Below are 16,089 nucleotides of genomic sequence, written 5' to 3'. Positions count from 1 at the left end.
CCGGCCGCGGCCGGCGCGCAACTGCGCGCGCTCGATCCCGGCAACACGCTGGCGCGCGGGTATGCTATCGCCCGGGACGCCGACGGCCGCATCGTGCGCGATGCCGCCCATCTGGCGGCGGGGCAGGGCCTGGACCTGAGCTTCGCCCAGGGCGGCGCCCGGGTCGAGGTCACGCAGGTGCGCGAGACGCGCGATCTCTGAAGCGCCGCGCACAGGCGATAGTGGGACAACATGGCCCCCTCGGGCCGGCCGGCAGGGATGACACGATGCGGTTGAACGAACCACGCAAGCCTGCGCGCCGCATGCGCCAGGCCGCTTTGCTGGCGGCGCTGTTGGCCGCCGTGACGCTGGCCGCGACGCCGCCGGCGCGGGCCGATAGCGGCGCCATCAAGGCGCGCAACAAGGCCGAGGCCGATGCGCGCGGCCGCGCGCCGGCCGCGGCGCCCGCATCCACTCCCGCTCCCGCCCCGGCCCCGGCCGAATTCCAGATCGATCCGCCGCCGCCGCCCGCCGCGCCGCCGTCCGTGGCGCCACCGCCCCCGGCCGCGCCGCCACCCAAGCCGCGGTCCGATTGCGACTGCGTATCGCCCTACCGCGAATACCAGGCGGCCGAGACCGCCGAGACCCGCGCCTTGTTCAGCGCCGCCGCCGCCGGCGACGAGGCGGCCTTCACCGCCGCGCTGGCCAAAGTGAAGCAGCCGGGCGACTACGCGCTGGAAGGCGTGCCGCTGCTGCACGCGCTGCTGAGGCCGGCGGGCGAGCGTGGCAAGCACGTGTATTGGGACATGCCGGCGGACGAGGCGGCGCGCCTGCGCCAGGCCTATCAGGCCGCGCTGCCGGCCCGCACCCGCATGCTGGCGGCGCTGCTGGCGACCCGGCCGGCGCTCGACGACATCACCTACGAATCGCGCCGTCCGTCGCTGCAACTGGCCCTGCTGTACGGCACGCCCGAGATCCTGGACATGCTGCTGGCCGCCGGCGCCCGGCCCGACCAGCGCGGCGACGAGAACAAGACCCCGCTCGAATTCCTGCTCAATCGCGATTTCGAATTCGCGGTGCGCATGACGTATCTGCCGCGGCTGGTCGACCGGCCGCAGACCACGCGCATGGTGCTGGCGCTGCTCAAGGCCGGCGCCGCGCGCCCCTTCGCCTATATCGACGAGCACGCCGACGACGCCACGCGCCAGGCCTTCAAGGACGCGCAGGGCCAACCGCGCCACGCCGCGGACTACCTGGCGTGGGGGCCGCTGGTCGAACTGACCGAAGGCGCCGAGGTGGTGCGGGCGCTGGCCGCCACCGGCACCCGGCCCGCCTATGGCGAGGGCGTCAGTCCGCTGGCGCTGGCCGCCTACACCGGCAACGCCGGCGCGGTCACGGCGCTGGCCGAACTGGGGCCGCGCACGACGCCGGAGACGGGCTATGGCGCCAGCGGCGACCGCGACCTGTGGCTGGACGCGGCGCAGGCGGCCGTGGCGGCGGGGCACGGCGACATCGCCGTGCCGCTGCTGCGCGCCGGCATGCCGTTCAACCAGCGCGGACCGCAGACCGGCGACGCGGCGGTCTTCCTGAGGATGGAGGCCGACGAGCGCCCCATCATGAACCTGGCGGCCCGCAAGGGCGACGTCGCCGTGCTGCGGCGCCTGCTGGCGCTGGGCGCGGCGGTCGATGGCGACGGCGCCGAACAGAATGGCGACACGCCGCTGGCGGACGCGGTCGGCGCGCGCCAGGCGGATGCCGTGCGCGTTCTGCTGGCCGCGGGCGCCAACCCCGCGCTGGTGCGCGAAGGCTACGACCGCAAGTCCGCGCTGCAACGCGCGATCGAGGCGGACGACGCGGCGCTGCTGCACGACCTGCTGGCGGCCACGCCGCCGGCCGCCTTGCAGGCCTTGCTGGCCGACCCCGCGCGGTCGCCGCTGGCGCAGGCGCTGCGCCAGCCGGGCAAGCAGGGCGCGGCCATGTTGCGCAACCTGGTCGACGCCGGCCTCGACCTGAAGACGCTCGATGCCGGCGCCATCCGCCAGGCGCTGGAGAACCGCGATGCGGAGATGGCCAGATACCTGATCGACGCCGGCGTGGCGGTCAATCCGCCGGCCACGGCGGCGGCGTCGGACGACCCTTATGACAACAAGGGCGTGCCGCCCTTGCTGGTGGCGGTGACCTCGGGCCAGGCGGCCATGGTCGATGCGCTGCTGGCCAAGGGCGCCGATCCGCTCGGCCTCGCGCCCGACGGCCGCAGCGCCCTGTATTGGGCCATCGGCGGCGGCGACAGCGCCATGCTCGACCGCCTGCTGGGCGCGGGCGCGCGGCTCGACGATCCGCGCCTGCCGCGCGCGCCGGCCAGCCATGCCTTGCTGAACGCGGCGCTGGCCTCCGGCGACATGGCGCTGGTCAAGCGCGTGGAGCAGGGCGCCAAACAGCCGCTGGCCGATGCCTGCCTGCCGTCGGGCGCGGAATACGCGCTGCTCGACCGGCCCGGGTACTTCGCGCAATTGCAGGCGGCGGGCTACGCCGGCGCGCGCGCCGAGTGCGCCGGCAAGGACGGGGCCTTGCCGCAGCGGCTGTTGTCGGCGCTGTTGCGCGACCGCCAGTTGGCGATCGCGCGCCGCGACACGGTGATCGATGTGCTCACGCGCCTGAAGGCCATGGGCGCCGACCTGGACGCGCGCCCGGCCGAGAGCGGCGCCACGCCGCTGGTGGCCGCCATCGAGCTGGGCCGCGCCGATCTGGCCGACGCCCTGCTGGCGGCGGGCGCCAGCCCGGATGCGGCCGATGCGCAAGGCCGCAGTCCGGCCTGGACGGCGCTGGCCAGCGGCCAGCCGGACATGCTGGCGCTGCTGGCGCGGCGCCACGCGCGCTTCGATGGCGCGGCGGCGCCCTCGGGCCAGTCCTTCAGCCAGACGCTGGCATGCCAGGCCGCGCCCGACTTCGCCGCCGCGCTGCAGGCGGCCGGCGCGCCGCTCAAGCAGACCTGCCCGGCCGGGTCCGGCGCCGCCAAGGCCCCCGGCAAGGCCGCCGCGCGCGTCGCCGGCCACTACTACCTGCGCGGCATGCGCGAAGTCGGCAGCGAGTTGCTGCTGTCGCCCGATGGCCGTTTCGATTACCTGATGAGCTACGGCGCGACGGACATCGAGGCCAGCGGCACCTGGCGTCTGGAGGGCAGGCAGGTGCGCCTGGACACGCCGCCGACCCAGCCGTTCTCGGCGATCGCGAAGGTCGGCGCGGACACGCGGCCGGCCCAGGGCGAAGACCTCACGGTGCGCGTGTACTACGAGGGCCGGCCGGTCAAGGTCGATGTGGCGATGTCGTCGACCAGCGCCGATTACGCCGGCACGCCGAAGCAGTCGGAAGGCGCCGATGGCGTCAGCGCGCCGATCGCGCCGGGCGAGCTCAAGGCGCTGGCGGTGTTCGTGCCGCTGCCTGCCGGCGCGCGCTGGCACAGCGTGGATGTGAGCAAGTCCGATATCTCGTCGCGCGCGTTGCGCATCGATCTGGAACTGCCGGAATCGGCCAGTCGCACACCGTTGCACATGACATTGGCGTTGCGCGAAGACGGCGCGCTGGTGGCCGCGCAAGGCGGGCGCGAACTGCGCTATGAGAAAGAGTAGCGTTTACGCGCGCAAGGCATAAACACATGCTTGTTAACCCCGCGCCGCCGCGGGGTTAACGCGGTATCCTCGCAGAGTTGCCGATACAATTGAACGGCTTGATCGTGCACTCAACAGAAGGAACCGACACATGGCACATACTCTTCCCCCCCTGCCTTACGAACTGGACGCGCTGGCTCCGCACATCTCGAAAGAGACGCTGGAGTTCCACTACGGCAAGCACCACCAGACCTACGTCACGAACCTGAACAACCTGATCCCGGGCACCGAGTTCGAGACCCTGTCGCTGGAAGACATCGTCAAGAAGTCCTCGGGCGGCATCTTCAACAACGCCGCGCAGATCTGGAACCACACCTTCTACTGGAACAGCCTGGCTCCCAAGGCCGGTGGCGCGCCGACGGGCAAGCTGGCCGACGCCATCAACGCCAAGTGGGGCAGCTTCGACGCCTTCAAGGAAGCCTTCAACAAGTCGGCCGCCGGCAACTTCGGTTCGGGCTGGACCTGGCTGGTCAAGAAGGCCGACGGCTCCGTCGACATCGTCAACACCAGCAACGCCGCCACCCCGCTGACCACGGCCGACAAGCCGCTGCTCACCTGTGATGTCTGGGAACACGCGTACTACATCGACTATCGCAATGCCCGTCCCAAGTACCTGGAAAACTTCTGGGCCCTGGTGAACTGGGACTTCGCTGCCAAGAATTTCGCCTGATTCCGCTGCGCGCCCGGCGCGCACCGCTAGGCCTGGGCCCCTCGCATCGCGAGGGGCCTTTTTGTTTTGGCGCTTTGCAAAACCCGACTGACATCCTGGATTGCAGTCCAAAATTTTGTATATTGTCGAATCCATTTTGTAGAAAATGAGAATGAATCTCCCTCTCTTCCTGGGTACCCGGGAGGAAAGCTGCCGCTATCGTTGATGGCAGTCTGCGGCTGAGCCATGGGGCCAACGATCGCGGCATGCCCGCCATAAAACACCGTGGTGTTTGACGGGAAGGGAAGCATGTTGCGGTTTTTTTCGGGGTTGAATATTGGCGCGCGCATCGGCGGGCGCCTGTCGGGGGCCTTCCTGATGGTGGCGCTGCTGGGAGGCATCATCGGCGCGTTCGGGGTGTGGGGCCTGTCCCGCATCAACGACATGAACGACCGCATCTTCGATACCGAATTTCGCGGACTCTCGGACATCAAGGAAGCCAATATCAGCCTGATTGCAGCGGGCCGCGCCCGCAAAAGCTATCTAGCGGCATCCACTGAAGAAGAGCGCCAGACGCTGCGCAAGCAGTTCGACCAGTCGCTCGAGAAGCTCGAGCGCATGCGCGCCAAGGCCGCCGACACCTTCATCCTCGAGAACGGCAAGCGGCTGCTGGCGCAATTCACGGAAGCCGAAGAGGTCTGGAAGCACGAGTCCATCGAATTCCTGGAGGATGCGCAGAAGTACCCGTTGGCGCAGGTCGATCCCGAGGCCGCGGCGCTCACCAAGCGCGCGGCGGCGGCGTCGGACAAGGCGGAGAAGCTCATGCGCGAACTGGCCGCGGCCAAGGAACAGGCCGCCGAGCGGGCCGTGCAGGAAGTCTCCGAGCTGTACTCGAGCACGCGCCTGATTCTGATCGTGCTGTCGGTGGCCGGCGTGGTGCTTGGCCTGCTGCTGGGCTGGCTGGTGACGCGCGGCATCGTGCGGCCGCTGGGTCAGGCGGTGGCGGCGGCGCGGCGCGTGGCCAATGGCGACCTCAGCGGCAACATCCAGGTCACCTCTCGTGATGAAACCGGCGACCTGATGGCCGCGCTCAAGGCCATGAACGAGAACCTGTCGCGCATCGTGCGCGACGTGCGCGACGGTTGCGAGAATATCGCCACGGCGTCGGCGCAGATCGCGCAGGGCAACGCCGACCTGTCGCAGCGCACCGAGGAACAGGCCGCTTCCCTGGAGGAGACCGCCGCCTCGATGGAGCAGCTGACGAGCACCGTACAGCAGAACGCCAGCAATGCCGGCGAGGCCGAAAAGCTCGTCACCCAGGCTTCGGCCGTGGCGTCGCGCGGCGGCGAAGTGGTCGATGTCGTGGTGCGGACCATGAGCGAGATCTCCGAGAGTTCGCGCCGCATCGCCGATATCACCAGCGTGATCGACGGTATCGCGTTCCAGACCAACATCCTGGCCTTGAACGCCGCGGTCGAGGCCGCGCGCGCCGGCGAGCAGGGCCGCGGCTTTGCCGTGGTGGCGGGCGAGGTCCGCACCCTGGCGCAGCGCTCGGCCGTCGCCGCCAAGGAAATCAAGGCCCTGATCGACGAGTCCGTGCATCGCGTCGAGGGCGGCACGCGTCAGGCCGACGAGGCCGGCAACACCATGCGCGAGGTCGTGGAAAGCGTGCGCCAGGCCGCGATCCTGGTGCACGAAATCGCCAGCGCTTCGGCCGAGCAATCCACCGGCATCGGCCAGGTCAACCAGGCCGTGGCGCAGATGGATACGGTGACCCAGCAGAATGCCGCGCTGGTGGAGCAGGCCGCCGCCGCGGCCGGCAGCATGCAGGACCAGGCCGGTCGCCTGTCGCAGCAGGTGCGGCGCTTCAAGGTCGATGCCGGCGTGGTGGCGATGGGCGCCGAGCCGCAGGCCCGGCTGATCCAGGCCGGCCGGGCCACGCCGCATCCGGCGGCGGTGGCGGCGCGCCAGGAACCGGTGGTGGCGCGTCCGGCCCTCATCAAGCACGGCGCGGACGAGGACGACTGGTCGTCGTTCTGAATGGCGCGCCGTTGTGGGCTGGCAGTCAGGCGGCAATGGTAAGGTTGAGCCACTTCTGGTTTCGCCGCCCTTTGCCGCTTGGCCCCGCTCATGTTCCTGCCCACTCCGCTGCGCCGCATCGCCACCGGTTCCCGCCACTTCCTGCGCCGCAAGCTGCGGCAAACCAACCGCCTGTCGCGCAAGAGCCTGCAGATGGCGCTGTTGCTAGGCGGCGCGGCGCTGGTCGCGCTGGTGTCGCTGGGCTTTGCCTATCTGGCCGACCGCGCGCTGGAATGGAATCGCGAATGGGTCGGGCACGCCGGCTGGCTGGCGCTGCTGGTGCTGCCGTGCGCATTGGCCATCCTGCGCTGGGCCACGCTGCGGTTCGCGCCCAACGCCGCCGGCAGCGGCATCCCGCAGGTCATCGGCGCGCTGTCGCTGCCGCCCGGCGCGAGCCAGCGCAGCCTGGTGTCGCTGGCGCAGGCGTTATGGAAGATTCCCCTGGCGTTCTTCGGCATGCTGGCCGGCGCCTCGATCGGCCGCGAAGGGCCGTCGGTGCAGGTCGGCGCCGCCGTGATGCTGGCCTGGGGCGATTTCTGGAAACGCCGCGGCCTGCAGCTGCGCGGCTTCCATGCCAACGAACTGATCGCGGCGGGCGCCGCCGGCGGCCTGGCCGCGGCCTTCAATGCGCCGCTGGCGGGCGTCATCTTCGCCATCGAGGAGCTGGGCCGCGGCACGGTGCTGCGCTGGCAGCGGCTGGTGCTGATCGGCGTACTGGCGGCGGGTTTCCTGGTGGTGGCGGTGCAGGGCAACAACCCCTATTTCGGCACCTTTGGCGGCGCGGTGCTGACGCACGGCATGCTGTGGTGGGTGCTGATCTGCGCCGCGCTCAACGGCGCGCTGGGCGGCATCTTCGCGCGCCTGCTGGGCAAGGGGGCGGCGGGCATGGCGCCCGCGTCCTGGCGCGCCTGGATCCGCGCCCATCCCATCTGGACCGCCTTCGCCATGGGCGTGGCGCTGGCGCTGATCGGCCTGGCCACGGCCGGCAGCGTCTACGGCACGGGCTACGGCGCGGCCGCCGACTTGCTGTCGGGCGAGACGCAGCACGCCTTGCCCGCCGGCTTCGGCCTGGCCAAGCTGGCCGCCACCGTGGCCTCGTACTGGGCCGGCATTCCCGGCGGCATCTTCACGCCGGCGCTGACCACCGGCGCCGGCATCGGCCATCACATCTGGCAGCTGGCGGGCGAGGGCGTGGACCAGCGCGTGCTGGTGCTGGTGTCGATGGCCGCCTTCCTGGCCGCAGCCACCCAGGCGCCGTTGACGGCCAGCGTGGTGGTCATGGAAATGACGGGCAGCCAACCGATGCTGTTCTGGCTGCTGGTCGGCTCGCTGCTGGCTTCGGGCGTGTCGCGCCAGTTCTGCCCGCAGCCGTTCTATCACCTCGCCGCCGGCCGTTTCCGGCGCCAGGCCATCGTCGACGCGGGCCGCGCCGCCCGTGCCGGCACACCCGCGCCGTGAGCGCGGGCCGTACGGTGAGTGAACAGCTGCTGGACACCGTCCGTTGTGCGGACATCCGCGGGATGCACCAACTTGGCGCGAAACCGCTGCGTTAAGATCGTGCGCATCCGATTCCTCCACTTCAATCCGAGCATCTCATGACCGTGCATGCCTATATTTGTGACGCGATTCGCACCCCCTTCGGCCGCTACGGCGGCGCACTGGCTTCGGTGCGCCCCGACGACCTCGCGGCCGTAGCCATCAAGGCGCTGGTGGCGCGCAATCCTGGCGTGCGCTGGGAAGAAATCGACGATGCCATCCTGGGCTGCGCCAACCAGGCCGGCGAAGACAACCGCAACGTCGCCCGCATGGCCACGCTGCTGGCCGGCCTGCCGGTCGAAGTGCCCGGCGCCACGGTCAACCGCCTGTGCGGTTCGGGCCTGGATGCCATCGGCAGCGCCGCGCGCGCCATCCGCGCCGGCGAAGCCGGTCTGATGCTGGCCGGCGGCGTCGAAAGCATGAGCCGCGCGCCGTTCGTCATGGGCAAGGCCGACAGCGCCTTCTCGCGCAACGCCGCGATCTATGACACCACCATCGGCTGGCGCTTCATCAACAAGCTGATGAAGGCCCAGTACGGCGTCGACTCGATGCCGGAAACCGCCGAGAACGTCGCCGACGATTTCAAGATCAACCGCGAAGACCAGGACCTGTTCGCGCTGGCCAGCCAGCAGAAGACGGCCCGCGCCCAGAAGGAAGGCTTCTTCGACGCCGAGATCGTGCCGGTCTCGATCGCGCAGAAGAAGGGCGATCCGCTCGTCGTGTCCAAGGACGAACACCCGCGTGAAACCAGCCTCGAGGCGCTGGCCAAGCTCAAGGGCGTGGTCCGCGAAGGCGGCACCGTGACCGCCGGCAACGCCTCGGGCGTGAACGACGGCGCCGCCGCGCTGCTGCTGGCCGACGAGAAGGGCGCCGCGCGCCACGGCCTGACGCCGCGCGCCCGCGTGGTCGGCATGGCCACCGCCGGCGTCGCGCCGCGCATCATGGGCATCGGCCCGGCGCCCGCCACCCGCAAGGTGCTGGCCCAGACCGGCCTGACGCTGGACCAGATGGACGTGATCGAGCTGAACGAAGCGTTCGCCGCCCAGGGCCTGGCCGTGCTGCGCCAGCTGGGCATCGCCGACAACGACCCGCGCGTCAATCCCAACGGCGGCGCCATTGCCCTGGGCCACCCGCTGGGCGCCAGCGGCGCGCGCCTGGCCACCACCGCGATCAACCAGCTGCACCGCACCGGCGGCCGCTACGCGCTGTGCACGATGTGCATCGGCGTGGGCCAGGGCATCGCCCTGATCATCGAGCGCGTCTGATTTTCGCGACGGCCCCGCTCGTCCGGGGCCGGGCCGGCCGCCGTGGCGGCGCGGCCAAACGACAAGGGAGCCCGCGGGCTCCCTTGTTGCGTGAGAAGGCGGGCTGGCTCAGGGCAGTCCGTCGATCTTCCTGCCGGCCTTCATGCCGTGGCTGTCGTACCAGCCCTGCGCCATTTCCAGCGCGTAGCGCACCGGTTTCTTGGAGCAATGGGTGTCGTCGGTCTGGGGCGCCATGTCCTCGATGTTGACGATCGTGCCGTCGTCGGCGATAAAAGCGATCGACAGCGGCAAAAGGGTGTTGCGCATCCAGAAGCACTGCACGTCGGGCTGCTCGAAGACGAACAGCATGCCGTCGTTGCCGGCCAGTTCCTTGCGGAACATGAGGCCGTCGCGGCGGCTGGCTTCCGTATTGGCGACTTCTGCGCGGATAATATGGATGCCGGCGGCCAGTTGCGCGATGGGCAGCGTCGGTTGCGGGCCGGTCGGCGTCTGGGCGCCCGCCGTCGCGGGCAGCGCCAGCGTGGCGGCGCCGAGCAGCGCCGCTATCGTCCCGCGCATCGCCGATTTAATGAACGCTGTTTTGAGCAACGCACGACCAACATGAAACACAGCAGCATTCTTCAGCATAACCAGACGCGGTAATCGCAGTAATAAGAAAATAACAAGGCGGGGCCCGAAAGCCCCGCCTGATAATGGCGCAACCTTACCGTTGCGCTTTAAAGAGTAACTCAGGCAGCGGTGATATTGAGCGCCTGTTTGCCTTTGGGCCCCTGGATAATCTCGAAAGCCACTTTCTGGCCTTCTTTCAGGGTTTTAAAACCATTCATCTGGATGGACGAGAAGTGGGCGAACAGATCTTCACCGCCGTCGTCGGGCGTAATGAAGCCGAAACCCTTTGCATCGTTGAACCATTTGACGGTACCCGTCGATTTGGGATTGTCCCCTTGGACGGCGGTTGCGGTCGTATCAGACATGCGGACTGCCTCATTGAATCGTATGTTGACAGAAGGGCATCGCGGCCTAGACCCCTGTCCCCCCTCCGGCCTCCTGGCAGGTTTTCGATGAATTGAAAACCCCAGAATGCGTGGATAATGCGCCGCTTTTCTTTGCGGAGTCAAGTATGGAAACTACGCATTTCTACGTGTAATTTTGCGTAAGTTACATGCAAGCCGTCCCCTGATTAAATAGAATAGCCGCCCTATGAGTTCTACCTTGGATACCCAACAAGATTTGGCCGTCGAGAAGGCGCCGGCCCGCGTCGCGCCGCCTCCGATGTACCAGGTCCTGTTGCTGAATGACGACTACACCCCGATGGAGTTTGTCGTGAAGGTGCTGCAAAAGTTCTTCAACAAGAATCACGAAGAAGCCACGCGCATCATGCTGCAGGTGCATCACGAAGGGCGCGGCGTCTGCGGCGTCTATCCGCGCGACCTGGCCGCCACCCGGATTGCCCAGGTGGCCCAGTATGCGCGGGCGCGCCAGCACCCGTTGCAGTGCGTGATGGAACCGGTCTGAACTCGCAAGAACAGCGCCGCCGGAACAGGCGGCGTTCTGCTGTACAGGGTTGCAAAGCAGGAACCGCGCACCGAGAAGCGCGCGGCAATATCAGGTCGGCAGCTCCGCCGCAAAGGAGCATCGCATTCGAGTAGGCGGGGAGGTTTGCCGTGAGTGGAAAGAACAGCAAGACCTGGCTGGCGGTAGCCGGCGCGATCGTGGTGGCCGGCGCCATCGGCGTGGGCTGGTGGATGGGCAAGGGCGGTCAACCGTCCGCGCCCGCGACGCCGCAGACGGCCACGCCGGCGGCAACCACGTCGGCGCCCGCCACGGCGGCCGGCGGCGCCAAGCCCGAGGCCTTGCCGGCGACGGCCACGGTCGGCAGCGCCGATCCGTTCGCGGTCCTCAATTGCCAACCGCGCCAGTACAACGACTCGCTGTCGCTGGCGGTCACCTTCACGCAGCCGGTCGAAGCCAAGGCCGACCTGAGCAAGTTCCTGCAGGTCACCGACACCGGCGCCCCGTCGGGCAAGGCGGACCAGGACACCGAGCGCAGCGCCAACGGCATGCAACCGGCTTCGGTCCAGCCGGGCGACGCCGCGCCCAAGGGCAAGATCGTCCAGGGCAACTGGGTGGTCGGCTCCAACCCGCGCATGGTGTATTTCCCCTACGTGCAGCCGCAGCGCTCGTATTCGGTCTCGGTGCGCGCGGGCCTGCCCGGCGCCGGCGACAAGGTCGCCCTGGCCAGCGGCTCGCACTGCGACGTGGTGACCGACGCCATGCCGCCCTCGTTCTATTTCGCCAGCCGCGGCGTGGTGCTGCCGGCCGGCCAGAACGGCGGCCTGCCGGTGGCGACCGTCAACATGCCCGAGGTCGACGTGCAGTTCCTGCGCGTCGCGCCCGAGCGCGTGCCGGAACTGTTCGAGTCGGTGCTGGGCATCGGCCGCAACGCCGCTTCGTCGGACGATGACGAATCCGGCGGCTACGACGAAGACGGCTGGCGCTATTCCGACAACCGCAGCCTGAAGGGCTCGGTCAGCAACTGGGACCTGGACCGCTTGAATTCGCTGACCACCAGCGTCTACCAGGGCCGTTTCGTGACGGACGACAAGCCGAACCGCCGCCACGTCACCTTCCTGCCGGTCGAAGGCATCAAGGAACTGCAGGAACCCGGCCTCTACGTCGCGGTGATGAGTCAGCCCGGCCGTTTCCGCTATGAATACCAGGTCACCTATTTCTACGTCAGCGACATCGGCCTGCACGCGCGCCGCTACAGCGACCGCATCGAGGCCTACTCGGTGTCGCTCAAGAGCGGCCAGGCGATCTCGGGCGCGCTGTTCGAACTGGTGGACGGCGCCGGCAAGACGCTGGCCAAGGCCCAGGCCGACGGCCAGGGCCACGTGCGCTTCGATGGCACCTTCACCAATGCCCGCGTCATCCGCGCCTCGCGCGACAAGGAAATGACCGTGCTGGCGCTGGCCGAGCCGGCGCTGGACCTGTCCGAATTCGATACCGGCGGCCATATCTCCCGCCCCAACAACCTGTTCGTCTACGCCGGCCGCAATCTGTACCGCCCCGGTGAAACCTTCCATGTCTCGGTGTTGCCGCGCGACCTCGACGGCCGCGTGATGCCGCCCGCGCCGCTGACCGCCACGCTCAAGCGTCCCGACGGCCGCGTGGTCTCGACCAACCTGTGGCAGCCCGCCAAGGACCTGCAGGGTTATGTCGAGCGCGCCATCGACCTGCCGCCCGACGCCCAGACCGGCGCCTGGATGCTGGAATTGCGCGTCGACCCCGCGTCGCGCGCGCCCGATGCCTCGTGGAAGTTCCAGGTCGAGGAATTCCTGCCCGAACGCATGAAGATGGCGCTGACCTCCGACCAGGACGTGTTGTCGCCCAATGACACCCTGACCGTCGACGTGCAGGGCGACTATCTGTATGGCGCGCCCGCCGCCGGCAACCGCCTGCTGTCCAGCTTCCAGGTCAAGCGTGACCGCTTTGCGCTGCCGCAGCAATGGCCCGGCTTCATCTTCGGCGACGTGGCCGACGATTCCCGCCGCCATTTCGAGGAACTGCCGGAAGCCGCGCTGGATTCGACCGGCGCCGCGCAACTGGAAGTCGAACCGCGCACCGACGGCACCCATTCGCCGATGAAGGTGCGGGTCTCGGCCAGCCTGCTGGAATCGGGCGGCCGCCCGGTGGTGCGTTCGATCGAGCGCAGCGTCTGGCCCGCCGACAAGCTGATCGCCGTGCGCCCGCAGTTCGACAGCGATGTCGCGCGCGAAGGCGCCCCGGCTTCGTTCGAGGTGCTGCGCGTGGACGCGCAAGGCAAGATCGCGCCGCTGGCGCAGGCCCAGATGCGCCTGTACCGCGAGGAACGCCAATACTACTGGCGCTTCGACGACCAGCGCGGCTGGAACAGCGGCTACACCGAAACCGAGGAACTGCTCGACTCGCGCGAGATCGCGCTGCAGGACCGCAGCCAGTTCACGGTGCAGGTCAAGTGGGGCCGCTACCGCCTGGAAATCGCCGATCCCGAGACCGGTGAAACCCTGCGCTACCGCTTCTATGCGGGCTGGGACGCCCAGGACGCCGACGCCATGGGCAACCGCCCCGACCGCGTCCAGATGAAGCTGGAAGGCGTGCCCGCCAAGCCGGGCGACAGCGTCAAGCTGACCCTGACGCCGCCGCACGACGGCCAGGCCCTGATCACCGTCGAGGGCGACCGCATGCTGTGGTCGACCTGGGTGGCCGTGAAGGCGACCGGCACGCAAGTGGAAATCCCGATCGACAAGAGCTGGAAGCGCCATGACCTGTACGTGGCCGCGGCGGTGTTCCGTCCCGGCAGCGAAGGCGACCGCGTGACCCCGGCGCGCGCGCTGGGCCTGACCTTCCTGCCGATCGCCAGCGCCGACCGCAAGCTCGACGTCAAGCTGACGGCCGCCGCCAAGACCGAGCCCGAGACCAAGACCACGGTCCGCGTGAAGGTCGATGGCGCCCAGGGCAAGCAGGCCATGGTGACGCTGTCGGCGGTCGACGTCGGCATCCTCAACATCAACCAGTACCGCACGCCCGACCCGCTCGACTTCTTCTTCGGCAAGCACCGCTACGCGGCCGAACTGCTGGACATGTACGGCAAGCTGATCGAGAAGATGGACGGCACCAAGGGCAAGCTGAAGTGGGGCGGCGACGCCGCCATGCGCGGCGACAGCAAGAGCCTGCCCAAGAAGGTCAAGCTGGTCGACCTGTTCTCGGGTCCGGTCAAGCTCAACGACAAGGGCGAGGCCGACATCACGCTGGATCTGCCCGACTTCAACGGCACGCTGCGCCTGATGGCCGTCGCGTTCACCGCCGACAACTTCGGCAGCACCGACACCGAAATGGTGGTGGCGGCGCCGATCGTGGCCGAGCTGAACACGCCGCGCTTCATTACCCCGGGCGACCAGGCCGCCATCGCACTGGACGTGACCAACCTCAGCGGTTCCGACCAGAAGGTGACGGTCAAGCTGGAAGCGCTGGATCCGGTCGGCATCGTCGACGGCACCCGCACCGTGACGCTCAAGGACAAGCAACGCACCACGCTGCGCTTCACCGCCAGCACCACCGGTTCCTACGGCCTGGGCCTGATGCGCCTGACCGTGGACGGGCAGGGCGGCGCCAAGCCGATCCACATCGTGCGTGAATCGGTGCTGCAGGTGCAGCCGGCCTACGCGGCCGAGCGCCAGATGCGCCGCCTGCGCCTGAACCCGGGCGAGTCCAACACGCCGCAGGCATCGTGGGTGGCGTCGTACTACCCGGACTCGACCACGATCAGCATGACGGTCTCGAACCGTCCGCCGATCAACGTCAACCGCGTGGTCGAAGGCCTGCTCAACTACCCTTATGGCTGCACCGAGCAGACCATCAGCGCGACTCTGCCGTGGGTGCTGATCGACGAGGAAGCGGCCAAGCAGTTCGGCCTCAAGCCGCGCACCCAGGCCGAGCGTGAAGCCAAGGTCGCGGGCGCCATCGGCCGCCTGTCGGGCATGCGCAATGCGGTCGGCTCCTACAACCTGTGGAGCAGCTCGTCGGCGCGCGATGTGTGGCTGACGGCCTACGCCGTGGGCTTCCTGCAGGATGCGCGCGACAAGGGCTTCTCGATCCCCGAGGCCTCGCTGGACCGTTCGCGCCAGTGGCTGCTGGAGCAGGTGCAGCAGAGCAGCGGTTCGTTCGGCACCTGGTCGGCCAACCTGAAGCGCGACTTCGAGTCGGGCCGCCTGGACAGCAGCGGGCTGAACGTGCTGCGCGAGGACCATCGCCGCTTCGCCGGCCTGGCCACCGCCGCCCTGGCGCTGGCGCGCGACAAGAAGGCGCCGCTGTCCACGGTGCGCCAGCTGTTCGACAACTACCAGGACCGCGCGCGTTCGCCGCTGCCCCTGATCCAGCTGGCCGCCGCGTTCAAGCTGATGGGCGACGAAGGGCGCATGAAGAGCGCGCTCGACCTGGCCATGACGCGCGAATACGGCATCACCCGCCGCGCCAACAGCTACTACGACGACTGGCTCGGCGACTACGGCAGCGCCGTGCGTGACTACGCGCTGGCCTACGCCCTGGCCAACCAGTACGAGCTGCGCCATGACCGCGTCGAGAACCTGATGACGCAGCTGGCCGCGCGCATGGGCAACCGTTCGTACCTGTCGACCCAGGAACAGATGGCCCTGCTGATGGCCGCGCGCGCCGCGGGCGGCGACAAGTCGACCCCGTGGCAGGCCGCGCTGACCGTCAATGGCGTGCGCAAGGAACTGGAAGGCGGCAGGTCCGACCGCACCGTGTCGCTGACCGCGGCCGACCTGGCCGGCACCCAGCTGACCAACACCGGCAGCCAGTCGCTGTTCATCGAGTACGACATCCAGGGCAGCCCGACCACGGTGCCGGCGCCGCGCAGCGACGTCATCCAGCTCAAGCGCGGCTGGTACCGTCCGGACGGCAAGCCGTGGGATGGCGGCACGCTGCAGACCGGCGACATGCTGGTGGTGTGGGTCCAGGCCAGCGCCAACCAGAACATTCCGGACGGCCTGCTGGTGGACCGCGTGCCGGCCGGTTTCGAGGTCGAGAACCTGAACCTGTCGCAAAGCCCCGAAATGCAGGACTGGAGCATCGGCGGGCGCCGCGTGGCCGACGCGATGGCCGACCCCAACATCAAGCACCGCGAATTCCGCGATGACCGGTATGTGGCGGCGGTATCGCTGGGCCGCGGCAAGGTGGACGTGTTCTACCTGGTGCGGGTCGTGACGCCGGGCCGTTATTCGGTGCCGTCGACCGTGGCCGAAGACATGTACCGGCCCGAGATCCGTGGCGTAGGCGAGCAATGGAGCACGGTCGAAATCCGCGATCGCAGCGCCAAGCAGCGTCCTTGAACACCGCCGCCACCCCGCCGGCGGCG

10 protein-coding genes are annotated in these 16,089 nt (G+C 68.9%); 8 read left to right on the top strand and 2 right to left on the bottom strand.

Annotated elements, in window-relative coordinates:
- The 6 genes from AOZ53_RS11750 to pcaF form a co-directional block, all read left to right on the top strand.
- Positions 1 to 201, top strand: a 201-nt coding sequence (locus AOZ53_RS11750; protein WP_369816808.1) for an exodeoxyribonuclease VII large subunit, incomplete at its 5' end; no start/stop codon positions are given.
- 65 nt (positions 202 to 266) lie between these two features.
- Positions 267 to 3,605, top strand: a complete 3,339-nt coding sequence (locus AOZ53_RS11745) for an ankyrin repeat domain-containing protein (RefSeq protein WP_054487880.1) — start codon at positions 267 to 269, stop codon at positions 3,603 to 3,605.
- A 130-nt stretch (positions 3,606 to 3,735) separates the two neighbouring features.
- Positions 3,736 to 4,314 carry a superoxide dismutase [Fe] gene (gene sodB / locus AOZ53_RS11740; protein WP_054430101.1) on the top strand — a complete coding sequence of 193 codons (579 nt, stop codon included), beginning with the start codon at positions 3,736 to 3,738 and terminating at the stop codon, positions 4,312 to 4,314.
- A gap of 288 nt (positions 4,315 to 4,602) precedes the next feature.
- Positions 4,603 to 6,333 (top strand): methyl-accepting chemotaxis protein, encoded by a 1,731-nt coding sequence (locus AOZ53_RS11735; protein ID WP_054487878.1) that lies wholly within the window; start codon positions 4,603 to 4,605, stop codon positions 6,331 to 6,333.
- Positions 6,334 to 6,423: 90 nt separating this feature from the next.
- Positions 6,424 to 7,830 carry a chloride channel protein gene (locus AOZ53_RS11730; protein WP_054430342.1) on the top strand — a complete coding sequence of 469 codons (1,407 nt, stop codon included), beginning with the start codon at positions 6,424 to 6,426 and terminating at the stop codon, positions 7,828 to 7,830.
- Between the two features lie 137 nt (positions 7,831 to 7,967).
- Positions 7,968 to 9,173, top strand: a complete 1,206-nt coding sequence (pcaF, locus tag AOZ53_RS11725; protein WP_006396026.1) for a 3-oxoadipyl-CoA thiolase — start codon at positions 7,968 to 7,970, stop codon at positions 9,171 to 9,173.
- Positions 9,174 to 9,281: 108 nt separating this feature from the next.
- Here pcaF and AOZ53_RS11720 read toward each other — a convergent pair whose 3' ends face one another.
- Positions 9,282 to 9,800 (bottom strand): DUF192 domain-containing protein, encoded by a 519-nt coding sequence (locus AOZ53_RS11720; RefSeq protein ID WP_156333362.1) that lies wholly within the window; start codon positions 9,798 to 9,800, stop codon positions 9,282 to 9,284.
- 101 nt (positions 9,801 to 9,901) lie between these two features.
- Positions 9,902 to 10,147, bottom strand: a complete 246-nt coding sequence (locus tag AOZ53_RS11715; RefSeq protein WP_006220277.1) for a cold-shock protein — start codon at positions 10,145 to 10,147, stop codon at positions 9,902 to 9,904.
- A 226-nt stretch (positions 10,148 to 10,373) separates the two neighbouring features.
- Between AOZ53_RS11715 and clpS the strand changes: the two genes are divergently transcribed.
- Positions 10,374 to 10,688, top strand: a complete 315-nt coding sequence (clpS, locus tag AOZ53_RS11710) for an ATP-dependent Clp protease adapter ClpS (protein ID WP_054430097.1) — start codon at positions 10,374 to 10,376, stop codon at positions 10,686 to 10,688.
- 230 nt (positions 10,689 to 10,918) lie between these two features.
- Positions 10,919 to 16,063 carry an alpha-2-macroglobulin family protein gene (locus tag AOZ53_RS11705; RefSeq protein WP_231690607.1) on the top strand — a complete coding sequence of 1,715 codons (5,145 nt, stop codon included), beginning with the start codon at positions 10,919 to 10,921 and terminating at the stop codon, positions 16,061 to 16,063.
- The last annotated feature ends 26 nt before the right edge of the window (positions 16,064 to 16,089 follow it).

The sequence above is a fragment of the Achromobacter sp. 2789STDY5608621 genome, from assembly GCF_001299375.1.
In the GTDB taxonomy this organism is placed as follows: domain Bacteria; phylum Pseudomonadota; class Gammaproteobacteria; order Burkholderiales; family Burkholderiaceae_B; genus Achromobacter; species Achromobacter insuavis.
Note: the sequence above shows the minus strand (reverse complement) of the source record. Positions and strands in the feature narration are given on the sequence as shown.

What these genes read in the sequence shown, in the direction of transcription:
- pcaF (WP_006396026.1), top strand. Translation starts at nt 7,968, where the DNA reads ATGACCGTGCATGCCTATATTTGTGACGCGATTCGCACCCCCTTCGGC.
- clpS (WP_054430097.1), top strand. Translation starts at nt 10,374, where the DNA reads ATGAGTTCTACCTTGGATACCCAACAAGATTTGGCCGTCGAGAAGGCG.
- AOZ53_RS11720 (WP_156333362.1), bottom strand. Translation starts at nt 9,800, where the DNA reads ATGCTGAAGAATGCTGCTGTGTTTCATGTTGGTCGTGCGTTGCTCAAA.
- AOZ53_RS11715 (WP_006220277.1), bottom strand. Translation starts at nt 10,147, where the DNA reads ATGTCTGATACGACCGCAACCGCCGTCCAAGGGGACAATCCCAAATCG.
- AOZ53_RS11745 (WP_054487880.1), top strand. Translation starts at nt 267, where the DNA reads ATGCGGTTGAACGAACCACGCAAGCCTGCGCGCCGCATGCGCCAGGCC.
- AOZ53_RS11730 (WP_054430342.1), top strand. Translation starts at nt 6,424, where the DNA reads ATGTTCCTGCCCACTCCGCTGCGCCGCATCGCCACCGGTTCCCGCCAC.
- sodB (WP_054430101.1), top strand. Translation starts at nt 3,736, where the DNA reads ATGGCACATACTCTTCCCCCCCTGCCTTACGAACTGGACGCGCTGGCT.
- AOZ53_RS11735 (WP_054487878.1), top strand. Translation starts at nt 4,603, where the DNA reads ATGTTGCGGTTTTTTTCGGGGTTGAATATTGGCGCGCGCATCGGCGGG.
- AOZ53_RS11705 (WP_231690607.1), top strand. Translation starts at nt 10,919, where the DNA reads ATGGGCAAGGGCGGTCAACCGTCCGCGCCCGCGACGCCGCAGACGGCC.